This is a genomic window from Gallibacterium trehalosifermentans, from assembly GCF_042433055.1.
Taxonomy (GTDB): Bacteria; Pseudomonadota; Gammaproteobacteria; order Enterobacterales; family Pasteurellaceae; genus Gallibacterium; species Gallibacterium trehalosifermentans.
On sequence record NZ_JBHLWB010000006.1, the window covers coordinates 41,387 to 67,844 of the forward strand.

Genomic DNA, 26,458 nt, shown 5'->3' on the forward strand with positions numbered 1-26,458 from the left:
TTTTTAGATAAATTATTGCAACAACGAAATATCCGCCACTTGCAAGAACAGCTGTTGTAAAGTGTGCAAGATAGCTAAGCGGTTTTGACGAAGTGCAGGATCGTCTGCGTTTACCATTACATTTTCAAAGAAATTATCCACAGGCTGACGCAGGCTGGCGAGCTTGTCTAGCACTTGGGTGTAATCGCCTTGTGCGATTAATGGTTTCACTTCATTTTCTAAGGCGATCACCGTTTCCGCTAACGCTTTTTCCGCTGGCTCAACACAACGGGCTAGATCAATCGTGCCAATGGTGCTGTCAGCTTTGGCTAAGATATTTGCTACACGCTTGTTAGCAGCAGCTAGGGCTTCTGCCACATCTAGGGTGCGGAAGTGTGAAACCGCACGCACACGGGCATCAAAATCGGCAGGCTTAGTTGGGCGGCGAGCCAATACCGCTTGGATCACATCTACGCCAAAGCCTTCATCTTGATACCACGCACGGAAACGCCCGAGCATAAAGTCTAGCACGTCATTCACCACATTTTGATTGCTGAGTTTGTCGCCATAAAGTGCGGTCGCTTTTTCAACTAATTGCTGTAAATCGAGCGGTAATTTTTTCTCGACAATAATCCGCAACACGCCCAATGCTGCACGGCGGAGAGCGAACGGGTCTTTATCGCCTTTCGGATGTTGCCCAATGCCGAAAATCCCAGCCAGCGTATCTAGCTTATCCGCCAACGCCACACAGCACGCCACCAAGCTATTTGGTAAGGCATCGCCAGCAAAACGTGGCATATATTGCTCATTTAGTGCGACCGCCACCTCTTCATCTTCGCCATCGTGGCGAGCGTAGTGCATTCCCATTACACCTTGCGTGTCGGTAAATTCAAACACCATATTGGTCATTAAATCACATTTTGACAGCAAGCCAGCACGTTTTGCTTTGGTTTCATCTGCCCCAATCAGCCCTGCGATAATACCGCTTAATTGCTCAATGCGAGCGGTTTTATCACGCAATGTACCGAGCTGTTGTTGGAAAAGGACGGTTTCTAAACGTGGCAGGTTGTCTTCCAAACGCTGTTTTAAATCGGTTTTGAAGAAAAATTCCGCATCGGTTAAACGTGGACGCACCACTTTTTCGTTACCCTCGATGATCGCACTTGGATCGTCAGGGTTGATGTTAGAGACAAAGATAAAGTGCGGTAATAATTTGCCATTTTTATCATAAATCGGGAAATATTTTTGGTCGCCTTTCATTGTGTAAACTAAGGCTTCCGCTGGCACGGCAAGGAAACGCTCTTCAAATTTGGCGGTCAGCACATTTGGGTATTCCACAAGGGCGGTAACTTCATCTAATAAGTCATCTTCAATGTCTGCCACCCCACCGCAAGCGGTCGCTTTTTCTTGCGATTTTGCAAAAATTTCCGCACGGCGTTCGTTGAAATCGGCAATGACCATTCCTTTTTCTTTCAGCAATGCTGGGTATTGATCGGCGTGTGTGATTTGGAACTCACGTTCACCTAAAAAGCGATGCCCACGAATGGTGTTACCGCTTGCCACGCCAAGAATTTCACCAGCGATCAGCTCATCGCCCAATAACAACGTAACTGTATGCACAGGGCGGACAAACTGCTCGCTTTTATCGCCCCAACGCATTGTTTTTGGAATGGGCAATTTGGCTAACGCATTGCTGATAATCCCCACCAGCAAGTTTTTGGTCGGTTGCCCTTCCACCACTGCACGATGAACCAACCACTCGCCTTTGTCTGTGGTTAAGCGTTGGGCTTGATCCACGGTGATGCCACAGCCTCTCGCCCAGCCTTCTGCTGCTTTGGTCGGTTTGCCATCTGCATCAAACGCCGCAGAAACTGCAGGCCCTCGTTTTTCAATCTCTTTACTCGGCTGGGCGGTGGCTAACGCCAACACTTTCACCGCCAAACGACGAGGGGCAGCAAACCACTGCACCTGCTCAAAGGCAAGCCCAGCTTGGTTAAGCTCTTGCTCTACATTTTCTTTAAACGCCACCGCTAATTTTTTCAGAGCCTTCGGTGGTAGCTCTTCAGTGCCGATCTCGGCGAGGAAGTTTTGTGTTGTCATTTTTTTCTCTTTAATTTTCAATAATTAGTTTAATTGAGTTATTTTCATTATTAAAATGCCATTTTGCATTTTTAGGTGTAATAATATTATCTATTGAAAGTAAATTATATTTTCTAAGTATTTCAGTAACACCACCCAAATAGCGTCTACTCTTATCTATGGTTAAGCTATATTCCTTATCATTAACTAGTACGCTTATTCTTTTTAATGACTCAGGAAGCAATCTAATAATTGATGATGGCATAGAAATAATTCTCGCCCTAACATCATTTGAAGTAATAACTTTTTCTATATAATCTTCGTTAATGCCCATATTAGATTTTACGTTAGACACTCCTTTTTTGTGAGTGAATATATCCATCTGCTCTCGGCTAAAAATAGGTCTAAAAACAAATCCCACTCCATTATCAATACAACTTTGTATCAATGATGAGCCATCAATAATAACAACGGGTTTTGATTGGTCATTTACTGCTTCTTTTTTCGCATCTTCAGTAAAATTAGAAGTTGAAATCATTATCCCTTTATGACCAAAAGGAATAGTCCCTTTCAACTCACGAATCATTTTTACGTTAATTTTATTCTTTAGGGAATATCGTTTTGCTTGGATAAAATAATGAGCAGTATCAATTTCACTAAAATCACCTATTCCCTTGCGTACAGCCACGAGATCAATACCTCCATCCCTAGATTTTTTCGTAACCTGAACTTCATCTAATCCAATTTTAATCAGATATTCTTTTAAAAATTCTTCAAACTCATATCCAGTAGTAAAATAATCATAAAATTGTTGCTGTAATGCGAGCAATTCTTTTTCATCTAATAATGCTGAAATCTTCAACTGAACTCCTATAAATTAGGTACTTTTAGTTATTTAGAAAACCTCTGTTTCGCCTTTTCCACCGCCAAATGCAACCGTTGTTCTAATGCTTCTTTACTCGGCAGTACGGTGCTATATTCTGCAATATGAATATCGGATTGTTTTAAATCCAATAATTCCACTTGTTCTTGCTTTTTCGAGCTACATAAAATAATGCCAAGTGGTGGGTTTTCGCCCTCTTCTTGTTCATATTTCGTCAGCCACGCAAGATAGAGTTCCATTTGGCTTTTATGTGAATGTTTAAAACTTTCTGTTTTCAGTTCAATCGCAATCAGGCGTTTTAGCTTGCGGTTATAAAAAAGCAAGTCGATATAAAAATCGTCATTGTCAATTTGAATGCGTTTTTGCCGTGCGATAAAGGTAAAGCCAGCCCCTAATTCTAGCAGAAATTGCTCAATATCACGCAAAATAGCGTCTTCGAGATCTTTTTCTAAGTAGCGATCATTAAGTTCTAAAAAATCTAAAATATAAGGATCTTTCAACACCATTGACTGATTATATTCGCCTTTTTCTCGTAGCAATGCCAGCTCTTGCACAATGGTTTCATCAGGCTTTTTAGAAATCGCCGTACGTTCAAAAAGCAGTGAGCCAATGCGATCTTCTAATGTTCTTGTACTCCAACGCTCTTGGGCAGCCATTGTTGCGTAAAAGTCTCGTTTTATCGGATCATCAATATAAATAATGCTTTTAAAGTGTGTCCAACTTAATTTTCCACGCAGTGCGTGGACAATTTCAATGTCGTGAAAAGTTTCAGCAAATCTCACACAATAGTTAAGGTGTGAACGCCCCCAACCTTTCCCAAACTGCTCGGTTAAACTTTTAGACAGATTTTTAATCACTTCTTTGCCATATTCTGCCCGTTCATTTTGCAGAATATGCTGATTAATCCGTGAGCCAATATGCCAATAGAGCAGTGTCAGCTCAGCATTCACCGTTGCAGACACTCGCTGTTTGCTCTGTTGAATTAATTGGCTAATTTCGCCGATTAATTGTTGGTTCGCTGGCATATTTGGGTTTGTCATTTTATGCACTCACTTTTTCTTGATTATCCGTTGCCACAATGTCTGTGCGTTCGGTTTAGGTGTTGTCGGTATACTGCATTACTTAAACAGATACGCCAACTCATCAACATCTAAGTAGATCTCATCTTTCCACACTAACGCAGGAATGCCGATAGTGCCGTTTTCTTTTGCGTGATCGAACGCAGAATGACGATCACGCAGGCGGAGGAATTGTTTAAAATTTGCAAGATTTTCCAAAATTTCGACCGCTTGATACTCAATGTTCAGTGCCGCCAACGCTGCCACAAAGGGGGCGGTGTCGGGGCAATCTTTGGCGTAATAGAGTATTGGCTGACGCATTTTATTTTTTACAACCTGGGAAACCTAACGCTTCACGGCTGGCGTAGTAGGCTTCTGCCACGCCTTTGGTTAGGGTGCGAATACGCAGAATATAGCGTTGGCGTTCGGTAACTGAAATCGCTTTGCGAGCATCGAGCAAGTTAAAGCTGTGTGCGGCTTTTAAAATGCGTTCGTAGGCTGGCAGTGGTAGCGGTTTTTCTAGGGCTAACAGCGATTGTGCTTCTTTTTCGTACTGTTCGAAACAGTAGAATAAAAACTCGGTGTTGGCGTATTCAAAGTTGTAGGTCGATTGTTCCACTTCGTTTTGATGGAATACATCGCCGTAGGTGGTTTTGCCTAATGGGCCGTCTGACCAAACGAGATCGTACACACTGTCCACGCCTTGAATATACATTGCCAAACGCTCTAAGCCGTAGGTGATTTCGCCTGTTACGGGTTTACACTCTAAGCCGCCCACTTGTTGGAAGTAGGTAAATTGAGTCACTTCCATTCCGTTAAGCCACACTTCCCAGCCTAAGCCCCACGCCCCGAGCGTTGGGTTTTCCCAGTTATCTTCCACGAAGCGAATGTCGTTTTGCGTTGGGTCGAAACCGAGCATTTTTAAGCTATCAAGATAAAGTTCTTGAATGTTGTCTGGAGAGGGTTTAATCACCACTTGGAATTGGTAGTAGTGCTGTAAACGGTTTGGGTTTTCGCCATAGCGACCGTCCGTTGGGCGGCGTGATGGCTGTACATAAGCAAACGCCATCGGCTCAGGCCCTAAGGCACGCAGGGCGGTCATTGGGTGCGATGTGCCTGCGCCGACTTCCATATCAAACGGTTGAACAATGGTGCAACCTTGCTCTGCCCAGTAATCTTGTAGGGCTAAAATCATACCTTGAAAGGTTTTCACATTAAATTTTGTTGTCATCATAAAATCTTCTATTAGTTTACGGAAATGCGCATATTCTACTTGATTTTTATTGGCTTGAGTAGGATTAAGCTTAGGATATATTCGTATTTCTTCTATCTTGCATAAATCTACTGTTTTGCAAAATTTATCTGAAAAATAGATTAAAAATTTAGCGTTTTATGTTTAAAAAAGATCCAATATAAATAAGAAAAATCAAACTTTGGAGTAAAATTAGTGTTATAATAAAAATAATGAAGTTTTATTTTAAAAATAAATTTTACTCAAACAAGGAGCCAACTATGCGTCTTATTCCGTTACAAAATGATCAACAGGTTGCTAAATGGGCTGCTCGCCATATTGTTGATAGTATTAATCGTTTTGCCCCAACAGCTGATCGTCCATTTGTATTAGGCTTACCAACTGGTGGTACGCCACTTGCTACTTATCAAGAGTTAATCAGGCTATACCAACAAGGAGAAGTCAGTTTTAAATATGTTGTAACGTTTAATATGGACGAATATGTTGGCTTGCCAAAAGAACACCCTGAAAGTTACCACTCTTTTATGTTTAATAATTTCTTTAATCACGTTGATATTCCTCATGAAAATATTAATATCCTTAACGGTAATACAGATGATCACGATGCAGAATGCCAGCGTTATGAAGAAAAAATCAGATCATACGGTAAAATTCATCTCTTTATGGGGGGAGTTGGCGAAGATGGGCATATTGCATTTAATGAACCAGGTTCATCACTTTCTTCTCGTACTCGTATCAAAACTTTAAATGAAGATACATTGATTGCTAATTCTCGTTTCTTTAATAACGATATTAATCAAGTACCAAAATATGCGCTAACCATTGGTGTGGGTACACTATTAGATGCTGAAGAGGTGATGTTATTAATCACTGGGTATCGTAAAGCATTAGCATTACAAGCGGGAGTTGAGGGAGCAGTAAATCACCTCTGGACCATCAGTGCATTACAAATGCATAGTCGGGCAATTTTTGTTTGTGATGAGGCGGCAACCCAAGAACTAAAAGTAAAAACTGTTAAATACTTCAAAGAGTTAGAAACACACGCAATTCATAGTGTAAGAGAGTTAAAATGAAACAATATGCGTTAACAAATAGTGTGATCTATACAGGTACACAAATTCTGTATGATCATGCAGTTATTGTTGAAAATGATAAAATCCAAAATATCGTAAAAAATCAAGATCTTCCTGCGGAGCTTGCTAAAGTCGATTTGAAAGGCGCTAATCTTTCTGCTGGGTTTATTGATCTACAACTTAATGGTTGTGGTGGAGTGATGTTTAATGACAACTGTTCAGTCAAAACATTAGAAATTATGCAAGCTACCAATCTTAAATCTGGAACAACAAGTTTTTTGCCAACCTTTATTACTGCACCAGATGAAGAAATTAAACAAGCTATTGCTATTATGCGTGAGTATCTTGCTACTCATCAAAATCAAGCCTTAGGTTTACATTTGGAAGGTCCTTATCTCAGTAAAGAGAAAAAAGGAGTACATCGTGAAGAGTTTATCCGTGAAATTTCAAACGAAATGTTAGCTTTTTTATGTGATAACGCTGATGTGATCTCGAAAATTACACTTGCTGCAGAAAATCCAACGGCTAATTTTATTCCACAATTTACCGCCAAAGGGATTGTTGTTTCAATCGGGCATTCTAATGCCAGCAGTGAGCAAGCAAATGAGCGATTCCAACAAGGTGCAACTTTTGCAACTCACTTACATAACGCAATGTCGCCTGTATCATCGGGGCGTAATATGGGCGTTGTGGGCGCTGTTCTGGATAATCCTCATGTTTATACGGGTATTATTGTTGATGGATTACATGTTACGTTTGGCAATGTTCGTATTGCTAAGCAGTGTAAACAAGACAAGTTATGTTTAGTAACTGATGCAACTGCCGCAGCTGGGTCGGATATAGAATCATTCCAATTCGTTGGTAAGACTGTGTATGTGCGCGATCATAAATGCTATGATGCCAATGGTACGATCGGTGGTTCTGCAGTAACAATGATTGAATCTATCAAAAATTGTGTCAATGAAGTAGGAATTCCTTTAGATGAAGCCTTACGTATGGCAACATTGTATCCAGCTCGTGCAATTCATATTGATGATCAACTTGGTAGTATCGAAGTTGGTAAAATTGCCAATCTCACGGCTTTCAACCATAAATTTGAAGTATTAGGTACTGCGGTTAACGGTCATTGGCAATATAATTAAATGCTCTATTTATAATGTATACATATTGTGATGAATATTTTTCATCACAATTTTTTGTTACACGTTGTTTTTTGTAATACTTTATTTTTGTAAAAAATAAACAAATTGACTATTCTCTATGCGAACAATTTAAAAAATCTTTTTTTCTAAAAAAAGTTGTTGACGAGGATAGGATATATCAGCATAATTAGCGCCGCAAAAGCGAATGGCTACGTAGCTCAGTTGGTTAGAGCACAACACTCATAATGTTGGGGTCACAGGTTCGAATCCCGTCGTAGCCACCAGTTAGCGGGAATGGCGAAATTGGTAGACGCACCAGATTTAGGTTCTGGCGCCGTGAGGTGTGTGGGTTCAAGTCCCTCTTCCCGCACCATTTTATAGTTGGGGTATCGCCAAGCGGTAAGGCACCGGGTTTTGATCTCGGCATTCCTAGGTTCGAATCCTAGTACCCCAGCCATATCTTATTAATCTAACTAAAAATATTCCTATTGGGGTATCGCCAAGCGGTAAGGCACCGGGTTTTGATCTCGGCATTCCTAGGTTCGAATCCTAGTACCCCAGCCATTATTCTTCTCTTTACTTTTCTTGATTAATCAAAAAATATTATTACATCAATTCAGGGTCTGGATATTGATAGACAAAGCCTAAATCTTGGCAGATTTTATCAGCTAAAATAATACGTTCCATTGGTTCACTATCTTCTGCAAATTGTGGTAATGGTAGCCCTAACTTTTCTGCTACTTTTGGATAATATTCAGCTTTCAATAGATGGATTGGCGTTACTAAATTATAGCAGCGGTGATAAGATGGCGTTTCCAGTAAGAGTTGAATTGCCCGAATACAATCCGTCAGATGTACAAGATTAATCGTTTGGTTACCACCAGCAATATTCTCTTTTCCTGAAAGATGATAAACAGGGTGGCGATCTTCTCCCACTAATCCTGCTAAGCGGAGAATATCTACATCAATATCTTGTAATTGCCATAAACGTTGTTCAATTTCTAACAATGCTTTACCGACATCGGAGGTGGGGGTAGGCATATAATTTTCATCAAATGAGCCTGATATCATTGGATAAACGGAGGTGGAACTGATAAAAATAATATGTTGTATATTATGTAGCAGCGCTTCGGTTAAGAGATTTTCAATGCTTAAAATATAATTATTTAAATCAAAAAAATATTCACTAGGTGGAATGTTGATAATTAAACTATCTACGCTTAATAATGCTTCTAAATCATCTGGATCAGCATTAATAGTTGGAGTTAGCTCAAGATAACAACTCTCCACACGTTGTAATCGCATACGTTCTGCACCCTCATGCGTTCGCTTACTGCCTTTTACTTCCCAACCCAAGCTTTGCAAATATCGAGCAAGGGGGAAACCTAACCAACCTAATCCAACAATAGCAACACTTTTCATACTTGTTTTATCCATTCTTTATCTGCAAAATACGCGATCTCATTTTGTACTAATTCTAAAACAATAAAATTAAACTACAATCTATTATTTTTAGGAGAATTTATGTCAGCAACCCATTACCCGAAAGTACAAATTTTTTTACATTGGTTTTCTTTATTACTGATTGGATTAACGTATATTAATATTCATTTACGTGATTTAGATTTGACTTTCGATTGGTATGATTTAATGATGGATACTCATTATACATTGGGTATTTTAGTATTTTTCACTGTATTTATACGATTAATTGTACGCCACCTTTATATAAAAAGAACGCCAGAAATTCTTCCAACTCCACCTGTATGGCAAAATAAATTAGCTCATTATGCACATTTAGCATTATATTTACTCTTTATATTGATCCCGATCTTTGGTGTATTAACTGTTTTAAATAAAGGATTTAATGTTACATTCTTTGGTTACACTATATTTACGGGATTCTCTGCTAATCCTGAAACAGCACATTCTATTAAAGAAATTCATGAAACGTTAACGAATATAGGGTTAATATTCATTGGATTACACGCTTTAGCTGCCTTATATCATCACTATATCGTAAAAGATAATACGCTCTTACGAATGATGCCGAACAGAACAAGATCTGGTGAATAATTAAATTGAGCGAACAATAAACAACTATCGGTTTTTATCGTTCGCTTTCTCGACATATTACCAATGAATAGGCTATAATCGGGCGTTCAATTTTTTAATACACTCGTATTATTGTACACAATCAATAATTATTTTTTGCGTGTTCGGTAGATAATTGCCGAGTACATTCATTTTTTTGAGGTAGCATAAATGCAAATTTCAGTAGAAACAACTCAAGGATTAGAACGCCGTATTAGCATTACCGTACCGGCAGATGTAATCGAACAAGCTGTTCGTGAAGAATTAAAAAGAGTAGCAAAAACTGCTCGTATTGATGGTTTCCGTAAAGGGAAAGTTCCTCCTAGCGTTATTGAACAACGTTTTGGTGCATCAGCTCGCCAAGATGTATTAGGTGATTTAATGCAACGTCATTTCTTTGATGCCATCATCAAAGAAAAAATTGATTTAGCAAGTCGTCCAACTTTTACACCAGAACAATACAAAGTAGGCGAAGATCTCACTTTCTCTGCCACATTTGAAGTTTATCCAGAAGTAGAGATCAAAGGTTTAGAAAACATCAAAGTAGAAAAACCAGTAGTAAAAATCACAGCTGCTGATGTAGATAAAATGATTGATACGTTACGTAAACAACAAGCAACTTGGGAAGAAAAAGCAGAAGCTGCTCAAGCAGATAGCCGTGTAACCATTGATTTCGTTGGAACAATTGATGGTGAAGAGTTTGAAGGTGGCAAAGCAACTGACTTCGTATTATTTATGGGACAAGGCCGTATGATTCCTGGTTTCGAAGATGGTATCGTTGGTCACAAAGTTGGCGAACAATTTGATGTTGAAGTCACTTTCCCTGAAGAATACCACGCTGAAAACTTAAAAGGTAAACCAGCTAAATTTGCAATTACTTTGAAGAAAGTTGAAGTAATGGTATTACCAGAACTTACAGATGAATTTGTTGCTAAATTTGGTCCAAATACCAAAACTGTTGCAGATCTTCGTGCAGAAATTGAGAAAAATATGCAACGTGAACTTGATAACGCAGTTACTGCAAATATTAAAACTCAAGTACTTGATGGTTTATTGGAACAAAATGAAATTGATGTACCAAGTTCAGCAATCGATCAAGAAATTGATGCATTGCGTCAACAAGCAGCTCAACGTTTTGGTGGTAATGCAAAACAAGCATTAGAATTACCTCGTGAAATTTTTGAAGAACAAGCAAAACGTCGTGTGAAAGTTGGTTTATTACTCAGCAAAGTTATTTCAAGCAACGAATTAAAAGTTGATGAAGATCGTGTTAAAGCAATGATCGCAAGCATTGCTTCTGCTTATGAACAACCACAAGAAGTTGTTGATTACTATAGTAAAAACCAAGAATTATCCAACAACATTCGCAATGTTGTGTTAGAAGAACAAGCAGTTGACGTAATTCTTGCAAAAGCTCAAGTATCTGAAGTTGAAAAATCATTTGATGACATTATGAATGCACCTCGTGCATAATTCATAAACTTATCATTATTCAACCTATCAAGTGCGGTTATTTTTCGACCGCACTTTTTCTATTTTTGCTACCTCTTCTGAGGTTTGCTGACAACAGGAGAAAATATGGCATTGGTCCCTATGGTGATCGAACAGACTTCACGTGGTGAACGCTCTTTCGATATTTATTCTCGACTACTTAAAGAACGAGTCATTTTCCTGACTGGAGAAGTAGAAGATAATATGGCGAATCTGATCGTCGCTCAATTATTATTCTTAGAATCAGAAAACCCAGATCAAGATATTAATCTTTATATCAATTCACCTGGTGGTTCCGTAACTGCAGGAATGGCAATTTACGATACCATGCAATTTATCAAACCAGATGTACGCACACTTTGTATTGGTCAAGCCTGCTCAATGGGTGCTTTTTTATTAGCTGGTGGAGCAGCAGGAAAACGTTTTGCACTACCTCATTCTCGTGTAATGATCCATCAACCTTTAGGTGGTTTCAGAGGACAAGCATCAGATATTCAAATTCATGCACAAGAGATCTTAAAAATTAAAGAAACCCTAAATCAACGCCTAGCTTTCCATACTGGTCAACCATTGGAAGTTATCGAAAAAGATACTGATCGTGATAACTTTATGTCAGCGGAAGCTGCCAAAGCCTATGGCTTGATTGATACTGTATTAACTCATCGAGATCAATAAGTGAGTCATGTATGTCAGATAAACCAGAAAATAATGAAAAATTCTATTGTTCTCTTTGCGGTAAAGAAAAACATGAAGTAGAAAAATTAATTGCTGGCATTTCCGGCTATATCTGTAATGAATGTGTGGAAACTTGCCACGATTTATTATCGACTGAAGCAAATTCAGCAATAGAACAATCAGAACAAACTGAATTAGATGTCATCCCTACGCCACACGAAATTCGTGCACATTTAGATAATTATGTTATTGGACAAGATCAAGCGAAAAAGACGCTAGCTGTTGCAGTTTATAATCACTATAAACGTTTACGCAGTAATGAAAGTGATCTTGATGTTGAATTAGGTAAAAGTAATATTTTATTAATTGGTCCAACTGGAAGCGGAAAAACCTTCTTAGCTCAAACCCTTGCTCGCCAACTTAATGTGCCTTTTGCTATTGCAGATGCAACAACATTAACTGAAGCTGGTTATGTAGGGGAAGATGTAGAAAATATTATTCAACGTCTTTTACAAAACTGTGAATATGATACCGATAAAGCAGAAAGAGGCATTATCTATATTGATGAAATTGATAAGATTTCTCGTAAATCTGAAAACCCATCAATTACTCGAGATGTTTCAGGCGAAGGTGTGCAACAAGCTCTCTTAAAATTAATTGAGGGAACTGTGGCTTCTATACCGCCACAAGGTGGTCGTAAACACCCACAACAAGAATTTTTGAAGGTAGATACCTCAAAAATCTTATTTATTTGTGGTGGTGCATTTGCTGGACTAGATAAAATTATCGCTAAACGTACTCACAAAGATCGTGGTATTGGTTTCAGTGCAGAAGTTAATAGTAAACAAAATGAGCAAAATATTACTGAACTCTTTACGCAAGTTGAAACGGAAGATTTAATTAAATTTGGTTTAATTCCTGAATTTATTGGACGCCTACCAGTAATTGCTACTTTAGCAGAACTAGATGAAGAAGCATTAATTAATATTCTTACCGTACCAAAAAATGCTCTCATTAAACAATATCAAGCACTATTTAAGCTCGAAAATGTAGAGTTAGAGTTTTCACCAGAAGCATTAAAAGCGATTGCACAAAAAGCATTAGCTCGTAAAACTGGTGCTCGTGGTTTACGTTCAATTGTCGAAAATATTCTATTAGATACAATGTATGACCTACCTTCTTTAACAGGTTTGAAGAAAGTGGTTATTGATCAAGATGTAATAGAAAATAAATCGCTACCAAAATTAGAATATTAATCTAAACATTAAGGGGTGATACTTGTTGCCCCTATTATTTTTCCTTTCAATGAACCATAAAAACGGTTATATTAATAAGAATTTTTCTCAAAAACTTAGTAATAATTTTTAATGTAGCATAGATGAAAAATCGTTTCTGCTGCATAAAAAGACGACACTTCCAAAGATTCTAGATATGTTACGTTATTTATATATTTTTCTTGGCTTTTTATCACTGGGATTAGGCATTTTAGGCATTTTTCTCCCTGTTTTACCAACAACGCCATTTCTTTTATGTACTCTCTTTTTCTTCGGTAAAAGTTCCCACAAATTAGAAAGCTGGTTTAAACAAACACCAATTTACCATAAATACTTAAAAACCTTTCATGAGCAACGTGCCTTAACAAAAAAAACAAAACTATATATTTTATTTATCTCTACTCTGATGATGGCATTTCCTTTATATACTATTCCTAATATTTTTGGCAAAATTGCCATTCTGCTCTTATTACTTATTCAGTATTGGTTCTTTTTCTTCTGGATTAAGACCTTACCTGAATAATATTCAACCACCTCTCAATCAAACCGTCCGAAGAACATACTATTTTAGATCTAGCTCAAGAATCTACGTTTAAAAACTGCTAAAATTCTCCCCGCAAAGTGTTATAGCTGTTCAATTTGAATACTTTGTTGTTGTGTGTTATTGATAAATTACAAGGAACTTATATGATTTGGCTACAATTTTTAGTTGTACTATTCTTTATATTTTTAGGTACCCGTTTAGGCGGGATTGGAATTGGCTTCACTGGTGGTTTAGGTGTCGTAGTATTAGCAATGTTAGGCTTAACACCAGGCGAAATTCCTTTTGACGTAATTTCTATCATCATGTCAGTAATTATGGCAATTGCTGCAATGCAAGTCGCAGGTGGTATGGATTTCCTCGTAAAATGGGCAGAACATATTTTACGTAAACATCCTAAACATATTACTTATCTTGCACCAGCAGTGGGCTATTTTATGACTGTTTGTGCTGGTACAGGTCATACTGCATTCTCTATTCTTCCTGTGATTGCAGAAGTAGCAAAAGAACAAGGCGTTCGTCCATCTCGTCCATTATCTATTACAACTGTCGCTTCACAAATTGCAATTACTGCATCTCCAATTTCAGCTGCCGTAGTTTACCTTGCTGGTGAAATTGAAAAAACTTATGGTATTGGATATCTTGAATTATTAGCAATCTGGATCCCAACTACTTTTGTTGCTTGTATGATTACTGCTTTCATCTGTAATTTCTTAGGCAAAGAATTAAAAGATGATACAGAATATCAACGCCGTTTAGCAGCAGGATTAATTAAATTACGTGGTAAAACTCAAATTGAAATTAGACCATATGCAAAACGCTCTGTTGTAATCTTCTTAGCAACTGTAATTGTCGTTATGTTCTATGCAACTTTAATCAGTAAAACTGTAGGCTTAATTGATAATCCAGTATTACCACGCAATGAAGCTATCGTGAGCTTTATGTTAGGGGCTGCTACATTAATTACTATCTTCTGTAAGATTGATGTAAATAAAATTACTTCTGCAGCAACATTCAAATCAGGTATGTCTGCATCAATCTGTGTAATGGGGGTTGCGTGGTTAGGAAACACTTTCGTTGGTGGTCACATCAATGAAATCAAAGCCGTTTCTGCTGATCTATTAAATAACTACCCTTGGATGCTTGCTGTTGTATTATTCTTTGCAAGTACTCTACTTTATTCACAAGCTGCAACTGCTAAAGCATTATACCCAACTGCAATTTTACTTGGGGTATCTCCACTTTCTGCAATCGCAGCATTTGCTGCTGTATCAGCATTATTTGTATTACCAACTTACCCAACTTTAATTGCTGCAGTAGAAATGGATGACACTGGTTCAACTCGTATTGGTAAATTTGTATTTAACCATCCATTCATTATCCCAGGTGTTATTGCAATTTCTCTCTCTGTATTATTCGGTTTTATGTGGGGCAGTTTATTTATCTAATAAACTAATTATTTTTTCTATAAGGGAGGGAAGCAAATTTTGTTTCCCTCAAATTATTATTCTATTTAACATTGAGTAACTCTATACAATATAGTAAAGCAAGAGTTCTCTATGAAATTGTTCCATTTTATTTTTAATCAACCTTAAACATTTAAAACTTATCAACATATTTTTATTCTCTCAGATTAATAATTCATTTATATATTGTATAATGTAATTGTTAATTTTTACGTACACACCGATGATGAGTAACACTCATAATAGGAATCGAAATTATAACGGTCGGTAAAATTAGTCTCTTTTTTGATGGCGATCCCACAATATGAGTATTGTCCTCGAGTAAACTTTCGGATTAACCAATCACTAAATCTACACCAGTATGCATAAAGCGATTTACCGTTACGTTTACCCTTGTATAACGCTAAATACACTTACTGCTCCTCCGCTAATAAACGAAGTGCAACACTGCACTACTTTATCAACTTGTTTTCAAAAAACGTTGCACTTCAAGGTTGAATTTAAAGAATGTATTAAAACTATATACCTAATTTAAATAAATTCAGTAGTTCATCTAAATTTTGAGCTTATTTATATTGCATAAGTCGTACTTATAAATAGGTATTTAGGCTTTAAGTTATACAAATAGCAAAAACCAATAAAAACAAAAAATACAAAACTTACACTTTATTAAAGTTATTGTAAATAAAAATACCTCCTTTTGCGGATTTGTTATTTGTAATTAATTGATTTTTTTTTAAGTTAAAAGTTGATGACGATAAAAGAGCATACTTACGTAAAATTTTCACTATTAATAATTTATATTTTTATAACCGTTAATCATTGATTTTAAATGGGCTGGCTTTAATCTTATTTGTAAGTTTTTTGAGCGAAAAAGGGGGGGGGGAATTTACATTAATAAGTATATGCCTTATTATTGCTCGTTCTTAAATTTTACAAAGGTTGCTATCAATTTTAATAAAATAACAAGGAAAATTTATGAGAATATTAAAATCATTTTCAGTCGCCTTATTTACTCTAATAATGTTTGGCTGTACGACAGCTCCAAATTCCTTATCATGGAAAAATACTCAAAAGGAAAGCTATCAGCAGGATATTCCAGAAAACCGTTCTTCACTGATTGTTTATCGTACTCAAAATGCAATTGAAGGGGCAACAACTAATATTTATGTAAATGGTGAGTATTTAGCCTCTTTACAGCCTAATGCGTATTCACAGACATTGGTTTGCCCTGATAGCCAACGTTTATATTCTGAATTTACTCATCAAGATCCTGGCTATCGCAATAAAGCTAACTTAGGAGCTTACTATAGTTTACCTCAAGGGAAAATCAGCTTTTTCAAAGTAATAAATATAAATGGCAAACCGAGCCTAACTCCAGTAGAAGAGAGCTTAGCTAAACAAGAGTTAGAAAGCATGCCTCGCCAATCGCATACATTATCTCGAGTAGATTATACAAATTGTTCAGTAACTAAACATTATGATTTACAAGCATCAACGTTATTTCCATTTAATAAAGTGGATTATCAATCTATGCTAACGGTTGGAAAACAAGAATTAAGTAAAATTGCTATGGATATTCAACAATATGGATTAGATATCAAGAAAATAGAAATAATAGGGTATAGCGATCCTATGGGAAGTGAAAAATATAATAAGAAACTTTCCTTACAACGTGCCAATACAGTTAAACAAGTTTTTGTGGATAATGGTATTGCAGAAGCATTAATTAGTGTTGAAGGCAAAGGTTCTGAAAATTTACTTGTTTCTAATTGTCAAATTCAATCCAATAACAAAATACAACAACAATTATGTAATCAACCTAACCGCTGAGTAGAAGTTGTATTACACACTAATCGTAATAAGTAGCCTTAATAGTATTAAAATATTGAAAAAAAACATAAGTAGTTAGGATATAGAAATGTCAAAAACAATCATTTTAAATATTAATAACAGCAAAGAAACCATTCAGACCTTAAAATTAGAAAAAGGTCAATTAATTAAAATCAAAGCACAAGCTAAAGTACATTATCAATTCACTGATGAAGAAACACAATTTGCCCCAGAAAATATTATGACGAAGCGAGTTGGTGATGACTTAGTTATTGCATTTGAAGGGAGTGATATTGAGCAACCAGACTTGATAATTGAAGATTATTATAATCAAGAAAATAATGATTGCTTATTGGTTGGTCAATATGAAAATGGTCAAATTTATCCTTATGTTCCTGAAAGTACATTACAAACAGATGCCGTTACATTATTAGCCGATGGGAATAGTGCAGGACAAGCATTGGGAGGAGATCCAATTAGTAATCTATGGGCATTTTCACCTTGGTGGTTATTAGCTTTATTGCCTCTCGCCGCAGGGATACAAGTTAATCATAGCGATTCAGGGGTTGCGATTAATGTTACGGTTGTTGTTCCTAATCCAACTAAAAATAATACTCCTGAAATTACGGGAGAAACGAATGCACCTGAAGGTTCAACAGTTACTATTACCATAACGGATAGTGAAGGTAATACCCAAACAGTAACCACTACTGTTAATCCTGATGGCTCTTATAGTGTAGAAGTACCAAAAGAATTACCAGAGGGTAACTATAATGTTACCGTTGAGGTTACAGATCCAGCTGGTAACACTGGAAAAAATGATGGTAATGGTGAAATAGATCTCACGCCACCAACAGTTGATGCCACTGAAATCGCTAATGATAAACAAGTAGGGCAAGATACAGGGGACACTGATAACTATTCTTATGTGAACAAACAAGAGAAAGCAAACGGGTTTACAATCAGTGGTAACACGGCGGAAGATACTAAAACCGTTGTAGTTGAAATCTTAAAAGAAGATGGAACGACAACAGGTACAAGCTATACTGCCACTGTTGATAATGGAACTTGGACAGCCAATGTGCCAGCGAATGCGAGTTGGACAGATAATGACGGCACATATCAAGTTAAAGTAACTGCAACCGATAAAGCAGGTAATACCAATACCGATATTGATTTAACGGTTGTTGATACAACGCCTCCTACCGTTACTGTTGATGCACCCGATATCACAGGTAATAAAACCCCTACGATTAAAGGTAATGTAACGGACGTGCCAGAGGGAACAACGGTCACCGTGATTGTTACAGATAAAGATGGTCATATTCAAACTGTAACGACTAAAACAGATGAAAATGGCGACTATAGTATTAAAGTACCTAATCCACTACCTGAAGGCAACTATGATGTGGAGGTTGAAGTAGAAGATCCGGCAGGTAATAAAGGTGTGGATAAAGACGGCAATAAACCGCAAGATAAAGGTAATGAAGTTGTAAAAACGAATGTTACGCTTGATCCAATTACACCAGATGATGTTATCAATAAAGAAGAATCTCAACAAGATATTCCAATCTCAGGTAAAGTAACAGGTGAATTTACTGAGGGTGATAAAGTAACGGTAACGGTGAATAATAAACCATTTACAACTACAGTCGAGAAAGACGGTAGCTTTACTGTTAATGTGCCAGGTAAAGATTTAGCTGAGGCAGACCAACCTAAAGTTACTGCTACAGTAGAGGTAACAGATAAAACAGGTACGAAAATTCCAGTAGAAACCGATCGTGACTATTCTGTAGATACGACGCCACCAGACATAACGGTTAATGTACCTTCAACAACCAAGGATACAACGCCAGAAATTACTGGTACAACAGACGCACCAGCGGGATCAACTGTAACTGTAACGATCACAGATAAAGATAATAATACTCAAACAGTAACGACTACGGTTAACCCTGATGGCTCTTATAGTGTAGAAGTGCCAAATGAATTACCAGAGGGTAACTATAATGTTACCGTTGAGGTTACAGATCCAGCCGGTAACACTGGAACAAATAATGGTAATGGTGAAATAGATCTCACCCCACCAGACATAACGGTTAATGTACCTTCAACAACCAAGGATACAACGCCAGAAATTACTGGTAAAACAGATGCACCAGCGGGATCAACTATAACTGTAACGATTACAGATAAAGATAATAATCCTCAAACAGTAACAACCACAGTTAACCCTGATGGCTCTTATAGTGTAGAAGTGCCAAATGAATTACCAGAGGGCAACTATAATGTTACCGTTGAGGTTACAGATCCAGCCGGTAACACAGGAACAAATAAGGGTAATGGTGAAATAGATCTCACCCCACCAGACATAACGGTTAATGTACCTTCAACAACTAAGGATACAACGCCAGAAATTACTGGTAAAACAGATGCACCAGCGGGATCAACTATAACTGTAACGATTACAGATAAAGATAATAATCCTCAAACAGTAACGACCACAGTTAACCCTGATGGCTCTTATAGTGTAGAAGTGCCAAATGAATTACCAGAGGGCAACTATAATGTTACCGTTGAGGTTACAGATCCAGCCGGTAACACAGGAACAGATAATGGTAATGGTGAAATCGATCTCACGCCACCAACAGTTGATGCCACTGAAATTGCTAATGATAAACAAGAAGGGAAAGATACAGGGAACACCGATAACTATTCATATGTGAACCGTACTGAAAAAGCAACAGGGTTTGAAATTAAAGGCTCTACTGATGCTACAGATGTATCGAGTGTTATTGTTGAAATTCGCACACAGAATGGGGATAAAATCGGTGATGATGGCGTAACCTATACGGCAACAGTTGAAAATGGAACTTGGACTGCCAATGTGCCAGCTGATGAAGACTGGGTAAAAGATGGTACATACCAAGTTAAAGTAACCGCAACTGATAAGGCAGGTAATACCAATACCGATATTGACTTAACAGTGGTAGATCTCACCCCACCAAATAGTGATACTACTCAAGTAACCATTACCACAGTAGGCGGTGATGATGTCATCAACAAAGAAGAGGCAGATTCACCAGAAGTGCCAGTGGTTGGTAAAGTAACAGGTGAGTTTAAAGAGGGCGATACAGTAACAGTTACGGTTAATGGCAATCCATATACAGGTACAGTCGATAAAGACGGTAACTTTACTATTAATGTTCCAGGTAAAGAATTGGTAGAAGATAATGATAAGACCATTGAAATAAGCATTACGACGACCGATGATGCAGGAAATACGGCTACTGTAGAAGGCACACCGAAAACTTATACAGTTGATACCAGTGTAACGATTGATATCAATCATATTGCAGGTGAATACCAAGGTTCTGAAGATAAAGATGGTTATGCCACAATCAATATCAAAGATAAAACAGAGGGTTTCAAGGTATCAGGTACAACAGATGCTGAAGATGGTCAAAAAGTAACAGTTACTGTAAAAGATTCTGCTGGCTCAACTGTGGCAACTTACACAGAGGCAGCTACAGTGGCTGGAGGAAGTTGGTCAATGCAAGTTCCAGCTAATGAGGATTGGATTACAGACAAAACCGTTTACACCTTTACAGCGAAAATAACAGACAAAGCAGGGAATACAACGGAAGATCCAGATAAGACAGCAGAAACTGACTTAACGGCACCAAGTAATGATACGACCACCATTACTTTAAACCCTATTACACCAGATAATATTATTAATCAGGAAGAGTCAGGTAAAGAGATCCCAGTATCAGGAAAAGTAACAGGTGAGTTTAATAAGGGCGATACGGTAACTGTAACGGTTAATAACAACCCATATACAGGTAAAGTAGATGAAGAGGGTAACTTTAGTATCAAGGTTCCAGGTCAAGAGTTATCAGGCGCAGAGCCACCGAAAGTAACAGCGACAATTGAAGTTACAGACAAAGCAGGTAATCCGGGTAAAGCGACAACAGAAAAAGATTATGACGTGGATATTACACCTCCTACAGTTGATGTAACTCATATTGCTGGAGATGAGCAAGTAGGAGCGGATAGCGGTAATGAAGATAACTATTCATATGTGAACAGTACTGAAAAAGCAACTGGGTTTGAAATTAAAGGCTCTACTGATGCTACAGATGTATCGAGTGTTATTGTTGAAATTCGCACACAGAATGGCGATAAAATCGGTGATGGCGTAACCTATACGGCAACAGTTGAAAATGGAACTTGGACAGCCAATGTGCCAGCTGATGCAGATTGGGTAAAAGATGGTACATACCAAGTTATCGCAACAGCAACTGATAAGGTAGGTAATACCAATACCGATATTGATTTAACAGTGGTAGATCTCACTCCACCAAATAGTGATACTACTCAAGTAACCATTACCACAGTAGGCTATGATGATGTCATCAACAAAGAAGAGGCAGATTCACCAGAAGTGCCAGTGGTTGGTAAAGTAACAGGTGAATTTACTGAGGGTGATACAGTAACAGTAACGGTTAATAACAATCCATATACAGGTAAAGTCGATAAAGACGGTAACTTTACAATTAAAGTACCAGGTTCAGCGTTAGAGAATGACAGCGATAAACAAATTGAAGTGGAAGTTGAAGCTAGCGATAAAGCAGGTAATAAAGGTAAAGTACCAGGTTCGCCAAAAACCTATACGGTTGATAAAGACGTATCGATAGATATTAATCACATTGCCGGAGAAGACCAGAGCGGTGCAGATGCTGATGGTTATGCAACGATTAATAAGACTGATAAAGATAACGGCTTTAAAGTATCAGGAACAACGGATGCAGAACAAGGTCGAACTGTTACAGTAACCGTTTCAAACGGCACAAACGGGGTGGCAAGTTACACAGCGACAGTTGAAGAGGGTGGTAAATGGTCAGTGAATGTTCCAGCTAATGAAACTTGGATTACTGATAAAACAGTTTATACCTTTACAGCTAAAGTAACGGATAAAGCGGGTAATACAGCAGAAGATCCTGATAAAACAGCAGAAACTAATTTAACCCTACCAAATGTAACCGTAACAGTGAATAAAATTACGGATGATAATGTGGTAAATAAAACTGAAAGTGAAGATAACATTACGATTACAGGTAAAGTCACTAGTCCAGATGTGAAAGTTGGGGACAAAGTGGTGGTAACTGTTGACGGTAATAAACATGAAACCAGCGTTAAGAAGGTTACTGATGGTCAAGGAGAGTTTGAGGTTACGGTATCAGGTAGTGAGCTGAAAAATGCTTCTACACCAAAAGTTACAGCGACAGCAACGGTAACCAATACAGCGGGTAATGAAGGCACAGGTAGCGGAGAACAATCTTATACCGTGGATACAACGGCAACGATTGATATTACTCATATTGCAGGTGAAGACCAAGGTTCTGAGGATAAAGATGGTTATGCCACAATCAATATCAAAGATAAAGCAGATGGTTTTAAAGTATCGGGTACAACAGATGCTGAAGATGGTCAAAAAGTAACAGTTACTGTACAAGATTCTGGTGGCTTAACTGTGGCAACTTACACGGATATAGCTACAGTGTCAGGAGGAAGTTGGTCAATGCAAGTTCCAGCTGGCCAAGAATGGATCAAAGATCAAGCGGTCTATACCTTTACAGCGACTGTAACAGATACAGCAGGTAACACAGCAGAAGATTCAGATAGCACTGCGGCAACAGATTTAACGCCTCCAACAGTGAGCGTAATGGTTGATAATGTTACTGAAGATAATGTTGTGAATAAAACGGAAAGTAGCGGTAAAGTTACCATTACAGGTAAAGTAAATAGTCCTGATGTTAAAGTGGGCGATGATGTTACAGTAACCGTTAACGGTAAAGGATACCCAGCTAAGGTTACTAGCGTAAGCAATAACGAGGGTAACTTCAGTGTTGAAGTCGATGGTAGCGAATTGGCTAGTGCAAACCCTCAAACGGTAACAGCAACGGCAACCGTTACTGATCCATCAGGTAACCCTGCAACAGGTACAGGAACGAAAAATTATACTGTTGATACCACAGCTCCAGTGATTGATATTAATCAGATTGCAGGAGAACGCCAATCTGGTGATGATCAAGGCGATGATGATAGTTATGCTTATATTAACAGCTCAGATAAAGCTAGTGGCTTTACTATCTCAGGAACGACTGATGCTGAAAATGATCAGACAGTGAGTATCAAGGTGTATAACACAGATGATGCTAGCAACCCTGTTGCAACCTATGAAGCAAAAGTAGCTAATGGAGCTTGGACTGCCAATGTGCCAGCTAATGAGGCATGGATTGAAGATGGCAAAACCTACAACTTTACTGCGACAGTAAGTGATAAAGCTGGTAATGAAGGGCGTGATACGGATAAAGTAAACGCAGATCTCACTAAACCAGCGATTGATGTCAACCATATTGCTGGTGATGATCAGCCTAGTACAGGCGATACAGGAAATACTGATAAATATTCCTATGTGAATAAAGCAGAAAAAGAAGCTGGCTTTACCATTAAAGGCTCTACTGAAACTGGTGTTGAAAACGTTATCATTGAGATTTTGAAAGAAAATGGTGGGCAAATTGGTAATGGCGTAAGTTATACTGCCCCTGTGAACAACGGTACTTGGACTGTCGATGTTCCAGCCAATGCAACTTGGGCAACGGATGGTACATATCAAGTTAAAGCAACCGCGACAGATAAAGCAGGTAATACCAATACTGATATTGACTTAACCGTAGTAGATACCACGGCACCAACTATTAGTATTACTGTACCAGCAACGAGCAAAACACCAAAACCAACCATTACAGGAACAGTAACAGGTGTTGAGCCAGGAACAGAGGTTACCGTAACCATTACTTATAATGGTGGTTCTACACAGACTGTAACGGCGACAACAGATAGTGAAGGCAATTATAGCGTTGTGCCTGATAGCAACTTACCATCTGGAGATTACACAGCAACTGCTAAAGTAAAAGATCCGGCAGGTAATGAAGCAAATAGTAATAGTGGTACAGGTAATGTTGATTTAACGGCTAAAATTGATATTACTGAAATTGCTGGCGAAACCCAATCAGAAGCTGCATTTACTGATAATAGCGATACAAACCAATATGCTTCTATCAGTGATTCAGACAATGCAAATGGTTTTGCTGTAAAAGGTAAAACTGATGTTGGAGCAGGTCAAACAGTAACCTTAGAAGTTATTGAACAAGCGAAGAGTGGATTATCAGTTCAGGCTGATGGAACTTATGCCCCAACACGTGTTGTGAAAACTTACACTACAACAACAGATACTAATGGTGATTGGACAATCAATCTTGATAAAAACTTTGGTTTCTCTCAAGGTAGAACATATCAATTCAAAGCAACGGTTACTAGTGAATATGGAGCAACAGCTACGGATATAGATGTGGTAACAACAGCTATGACAGCTACGGTTGATATCACAACAATTAACGGTTATTCTCAAAATCCTATAGGCACTGATGCAAATGATTATGCAATTATTGATAATAATGCTAAATATGAAGGCTTGACAATATCAGGAACCTCAACCAATGCAGCGGGGCGTTATGTGTCTATTAGTATTGATGGTAAAACCTTTGGTACCTACGGAATCAGTAATGTTATTCAAAATGATGGAAATTGGACGATTACCATTCCAGGGATTAAAGATTTAACAGGGCGTAACTCCCTTGATGAATTGGATATCGGTATAGCCCATAATGTAACAGCAACAATTGTTGATTTGAAAAATAATGGAGTAGCAATTACAGATACAGATAAAACAAGGCCTGTTGAACCAATTATTCGTTTAATCCGTTTATCAACTAACCTTAATGAAAGCGGAGGCCCAAATAATAAAGGAGGGTATTCTCACGGGAATGATAATGCTTATCCTGGAGATAGTAATGTATATAATGGGCAACTGCAAACTTATCAAGCAGGTAGTGCTAATAAAGCCAGTAATAATGATGATGTGATTTATGTAGAAAAAACTACAGATAATGGTAAAAGCAATGATCCCAATTTTATTACAATAAGTTTAGGTAGTGGTAATGACTATTTCTCGACAGCAGCATTTGTGCCTGTTGACGTGAAATTCTTCGATGCAGGTAAATCCGATCTTACGGGTGAGGTAGGAGTTGTTATCAACGGAGGCAGTGGAAATGATGTTATTGATGTTTATAACAAAAATACGGCTAATATGAAAAATACTTATGTAGGTATGGGGCCTGGCAATGACATTATTACTGCTTATAACCAAGGTTTAACCACTGAGAATTATATTGATATGGCTGATGGCAACGATGCTATTTATACCACTCGTATAGGTAATTCTAATAGAATTCATATGGGGGCAGGAGATGATTTACTCGTTATTTATGGTGACCTTAAAGCAAACCCGAGTTCTACCCAACTAGATACTAGCTTATCCTCTGCTTCAAATACAATTATTGACTTTGGATCTGGTACGGATGTATTACGTATTGCTTCAAACTCAACCTTTTCAGATGGAGGTTCAGCAGTAATTGCTATGCAAAATCTTAAAAATTTAGAATTTTTAAATTTAAATGGTACAGCTAATCAGGTATCTTTTTATAACTATCTTAACCAAAATAAAGGATCGCAGGATTTAGTGATTTATGGTACAGATGGTGCAAAATACCTAAATTCAGATGGGGCATTGGTTCAATCAAGTAATCAGATTTTGGGCTTAGATAAATCAACTAAGAGTAGCACGACCACAACCTTTACTTTGCCAGAGAACGGAAAAGTATTGATGAAAGATTTGATATTCGATACAGACAATAACAATGAGTTATTGGGAGTAAAAGAGACGACTATAACTCAAGTAGATGCTTATCGATATCAAACTATTGATGGTGTAACTGTGTATGTAGATAAAAACTTAATTGGTATTATTGCATAAGTTTAAACCCTCCGTTAGGAGGGTTTTTTATTTGAATGTAATTTATATTGTAGTAAATAATTTTGATCTGATTAAAAGCTCTGAATATTTACTGAGTAACGTTAGGATAGTTGATAACATAAAGGAGTTATAATTGATGATAATTTATCATTGCCTAATTTAATCTTATGACAGGAGATTGTTCACAATGCCAAGAGGAGTTAAATTAGGCAATAATAAAAAATAAGTTGAGATGGTTTGTGACGAAATCGACACAGCACATCTTGGTTATTTGGGGTCACAAGATACATTTTATGTTGGGAATATCAAAGGCGTGGGGAGAATTTACCAACAAATCTTTATTGACACTTATAGTAAAGTGGCGTTTGCCAAATTATATACAATAAAAACCGCTATGAAGAACACCAATAGCACATTACTTGATGGAAAGTGTATTTAGGCGGAAAAGAATTTAAACTCAAATTAATCTGACAGGCACGGTAATTTAAAACGGAGGACTGTCAGCTGTCAGATTAGTCTTGATCTTCTACAATTAAAACCCATCCTTTTCCAATATAGCTTCTTCCACAATGTTAAAATTTTGCAAAAAATAGAAATTACCTATTTTATCAATAGCTATTATCATAAGAATTTCTGTAATTTTTACTATATAGTTAAGAATTTATTTTTATTAAGAT

16 protein-coding genes, 4 tRNA genes and 1 pseudogene are annotated in these 26,458 nt (G+C 37.6%); 15 read left to right on the plus strand and 6 right to left on the minus strand.

The window, feature by feature from the left end; all coding sequences use genetic code 11:
• Window positions 1-12: 12 nt before the first annotated feature.
• From glyS to glyQ, 5 genes are all read right to left on the minus strand, one after another.
• Window positions 13-2,079 carry a glycine--tRNA ligase subunit beta gene (gene glyS, locus ACFFHK_RS06340; protein ID WP_382370684.1) on the minus strand — a complete coding sequence of 689 codons (2,067 nt, stop codon included), beginning with the start codon at window positions 2,077-2,079 and terminating at the stop codon, window positions 13-15.
• Window positions 2,080-2,089: 10 nt separating this feature from the next.
• On the minus strand, window positions 2,090-2,920 hold the full coding sequence (locus ACFFHK_RS06345) for a restriction endonuclease (RefSeq protein WP_382370686.1): 831 nt from the start codon (window positions 2,918-2,920) through the stop codon (window positions 2,090-2,092).
• Window positions 2,921-2,949: 29 nt separating this feature from the next.
• On the minus strand, window positions 2,950-3,981 hold the full coding sequence (locus ACFFHK_RS06350) for a PDDEXK nuclease domain-containing protein (RefSeq protein WP_382370688.1): 1,032 nt from the start codon (window positions 3,979-3,981) through the stop codon (window positions 2,950-2,952).
• 78 nt (window positions 3,982-4,059) lie between these two features.
• On the minus strand, window positions 4,060-4,320 hold the full coding sequence (locus ACFFHK_RS06355) for a hypothetical protein (RefSeq protein ID WP_382370690.1): 261 nt from the start codon (window positions 4,318-4,320) through the stop codon (window positions 4,060-4,062).
• Window position 4,321: 1 nt separating this feature from the next.
• A complete protein-coding gene (gene glyQ, locus ACFFHK_RS06360) occupies window positions 4,322-5,230 on the minus strand; it encodes a glycine--tRNA ligase subunit alpha (RefSeq protein ID WP_382370765.1) in 909 nt (302 codons plus the stop codon).
• A 281-nt stretch (window positions 5,231-5,511) separates the two neighbouring features.
• On the opposite strand from glyQ, the gene nagB reads away from it, so the two are divergent.
• The 6 genes from nagB (at window position 5,512) to ACFFHK_RS06390 (ending at window position 8,030) form a co-directional block, all read left to right on the plus strand.
• The gene (nagB, locus tag ACFFHK_RS06365; protein WP_382370692.1) at window positions 5,512-6,324 is read left to right on the plus strand and encodes a glucosamine-6-phosphate deaminase; all 813 of its coding nucleotides are present in this window, start codon (window positions 5,512-5,514) and stop codon (window positions 6,322-6,324) included.
• The gene (gene nagA / locus ACFFHK_RS06370) at window positions 6,321-7,466 is read left to right on the plus strand and encodes an N-acetylglucosamine-6-phosphate deacetylase (RefSeq protein ID WP_382370694.1); all 1,146 of its coding nucleotides are present in this window, start codon (window positions 6,321-6,323) and stop codon (window positions 7,464-7,466) included. The genes nagB and nagA overlap by 4 nt, the downstream gene beginning before the upstream one ends.
• A gap of 207 nt (window positions 7,467-7,673) precedes the next feature.
• A tRNA-Met gene (locus ACFFHK_RS06375) sits at window positions 7,674-7,750 on the plus strand.
• Window positions 7,751-7,754: 4 nt separating this feature from the next.
• A tRNA-Leu gene (locus ACFFHK_RS06380) sits at window positions 7,755-7,839 on the plus strand.
• A 9-nt stretch (window positions 7,840-7,848) separates the two neighbouring features.
• Window positions 7,849-7,923 (plus strand) — tRNA-Gln (locus tag ACFFHK_RS06385).
• A gap of 32 nt (window positions 7,924-7,955) precedes the next feature.
• A tRNA-Gln gene (locus tag ACFFHK_RS06390) sits at window positions 7,956-8,030 on the plus strand.
• A 42-nt stretch (window positions 8,031-8,072) separates the two neighbouring features.
• Here ACFFHK_RS06390 and ACFFHK_RS06395 read toward each other — a convergent pair.
• The gene (locus tag ACFFHK_RS06395; RefSeq protein WP_382370767.1) at window positions 8,073-8,888 is read right to left on the minus strand and encodes an NAD-dependent epimerase/dehydratase family protein; all 816 of its coding nucleotides are present in this window, start codon (window positions 8,886-8,888) and stop codon (window positions 8,073-8,075) included.
• Window positions 8,889-8,990: 102 nt separating this feature from the next.
• Between ACFFHK_RS06395 and ACFFHK_RS06400 the strand changes: the two genes are divergently transcribed.
• The 9 genes and pseudogenes from ACFFHK_RS06400 to ACFFHK_RS06440 form a co-directional block, all read left to right on the plus strand.
• Window positions 8,991-9,542 carry a cytochrome b gene (locus ACFFHK_RS06400; protein ID WP_382370696.1) on the plus strand — a complete coding sequence of 184 codons (552 nt, stop codon included), beginning with the start codon at window positions 8,991-8,993 and terminating at the stop codon, window positions 9,540-9,542.
• Window positions 9,543-9,731: 189 nt separating this feature from the next.
• Window positions 9,732-11,033 (plus strand): trigger factor, encoded by a 1,302-nt coding sequence (tig, locus tag ACFFHK_RS06405; protein ID WP_382370698.1) that lies wholly within the window; start codon window positions 9,732-9,734, stop codon window positions 11,031-11,033.
• 105 nt (window positions 11,034-11,138) lie between these two features.
• Window positions 11,139-11,726, plus strand: a complete 588-nt coding sequence (gene clpP / locus ACFFHK_RS06410) for an ATP-dependent Clp endopeptidase proteolytic subunit ClpP (protein WP_065237866.1) — start codon at window positions 11,139-11,141, stop codon at window positions 11,724-11,726.
• An 11-nt stretch (window positions 11,727-11,737) separates the two neighbouring features.
• Window positions 11,738-12,982: an ATP-dependent protease ATP-binding subunit ClpX gene (gene clpX, locus ACFFHK_RS06415; protein ID WP_382370700.1), complete on the plus strand. Its 1,245-nt coding sequence runs from the start codon at window positions 11,738-11,740 to the stop codon at window positions 12,980-12,982.
• A 175-nt stretch (window positions 12,983-13,157) separates the two neighbouring features.
• A complete protein-coding gene (locus ACFFHK_RS06420; RefSeq protein ID WP_382370702.1) occupies window positions 13,158-13,523 on the plus strand; it encodes a YbaN family protein in 366 nt (121 codons plus the stop codon).
• A gap of 164 nt (window positions 13,524-13,687) precedes the next feature.
• The gene (locus ACFFHK_RS06425) at window positions 13,688-14,989 is read left to right on the plus strand and encodes an anaerobic C4-dicarboxylate transporter (protein ID WP_382370704.1); all 1,302 of its coding nucleotides are present in this window, start codon (window positions 13,688-13,690) and stop codon (window positions 14,987-14,989) included.
• A gap of 996 nt (window positions 14,990-15,985) precedes the next feature.
• The gene (locus ACFFHK_RS06430) at window positions 15,986-16,840 is read left to right on the plus strand and encodes an OmpA family protein (RefSeq protein WP_382370706.1); all 855 of its coding nucleotides are present in this window, start codon (window positions 15,986-15,988) and stop codon (window positions 16,838-16,840) included.
• A gap of 88 nt (window positions 16,841-16,928) precedes the next feature.
• The gene (locus ACFFHK_RS06435) at window positions 16,929-25,781 is read left to right on the plus strand and encodes an Ig-like domain-containing protein (RefSeq protein ID WP_382370708.1); all 8,853 of its coding nucleotides are present in this window, start codon (window positions 16,929-16,931) and stop codon (window positions 25,779-25,781) included.
• Window positions 25,782-26,019: 238 nt separating this feature from the next.
• Window positions 26,020-26,217: pseudogene (locus ACFFHK_RS06440) on the plus strand (IS481 family transposase); the annotation flags it as partial.
• Window positions 26,218-26,458 lie beyond the last annotated feature (241 nt).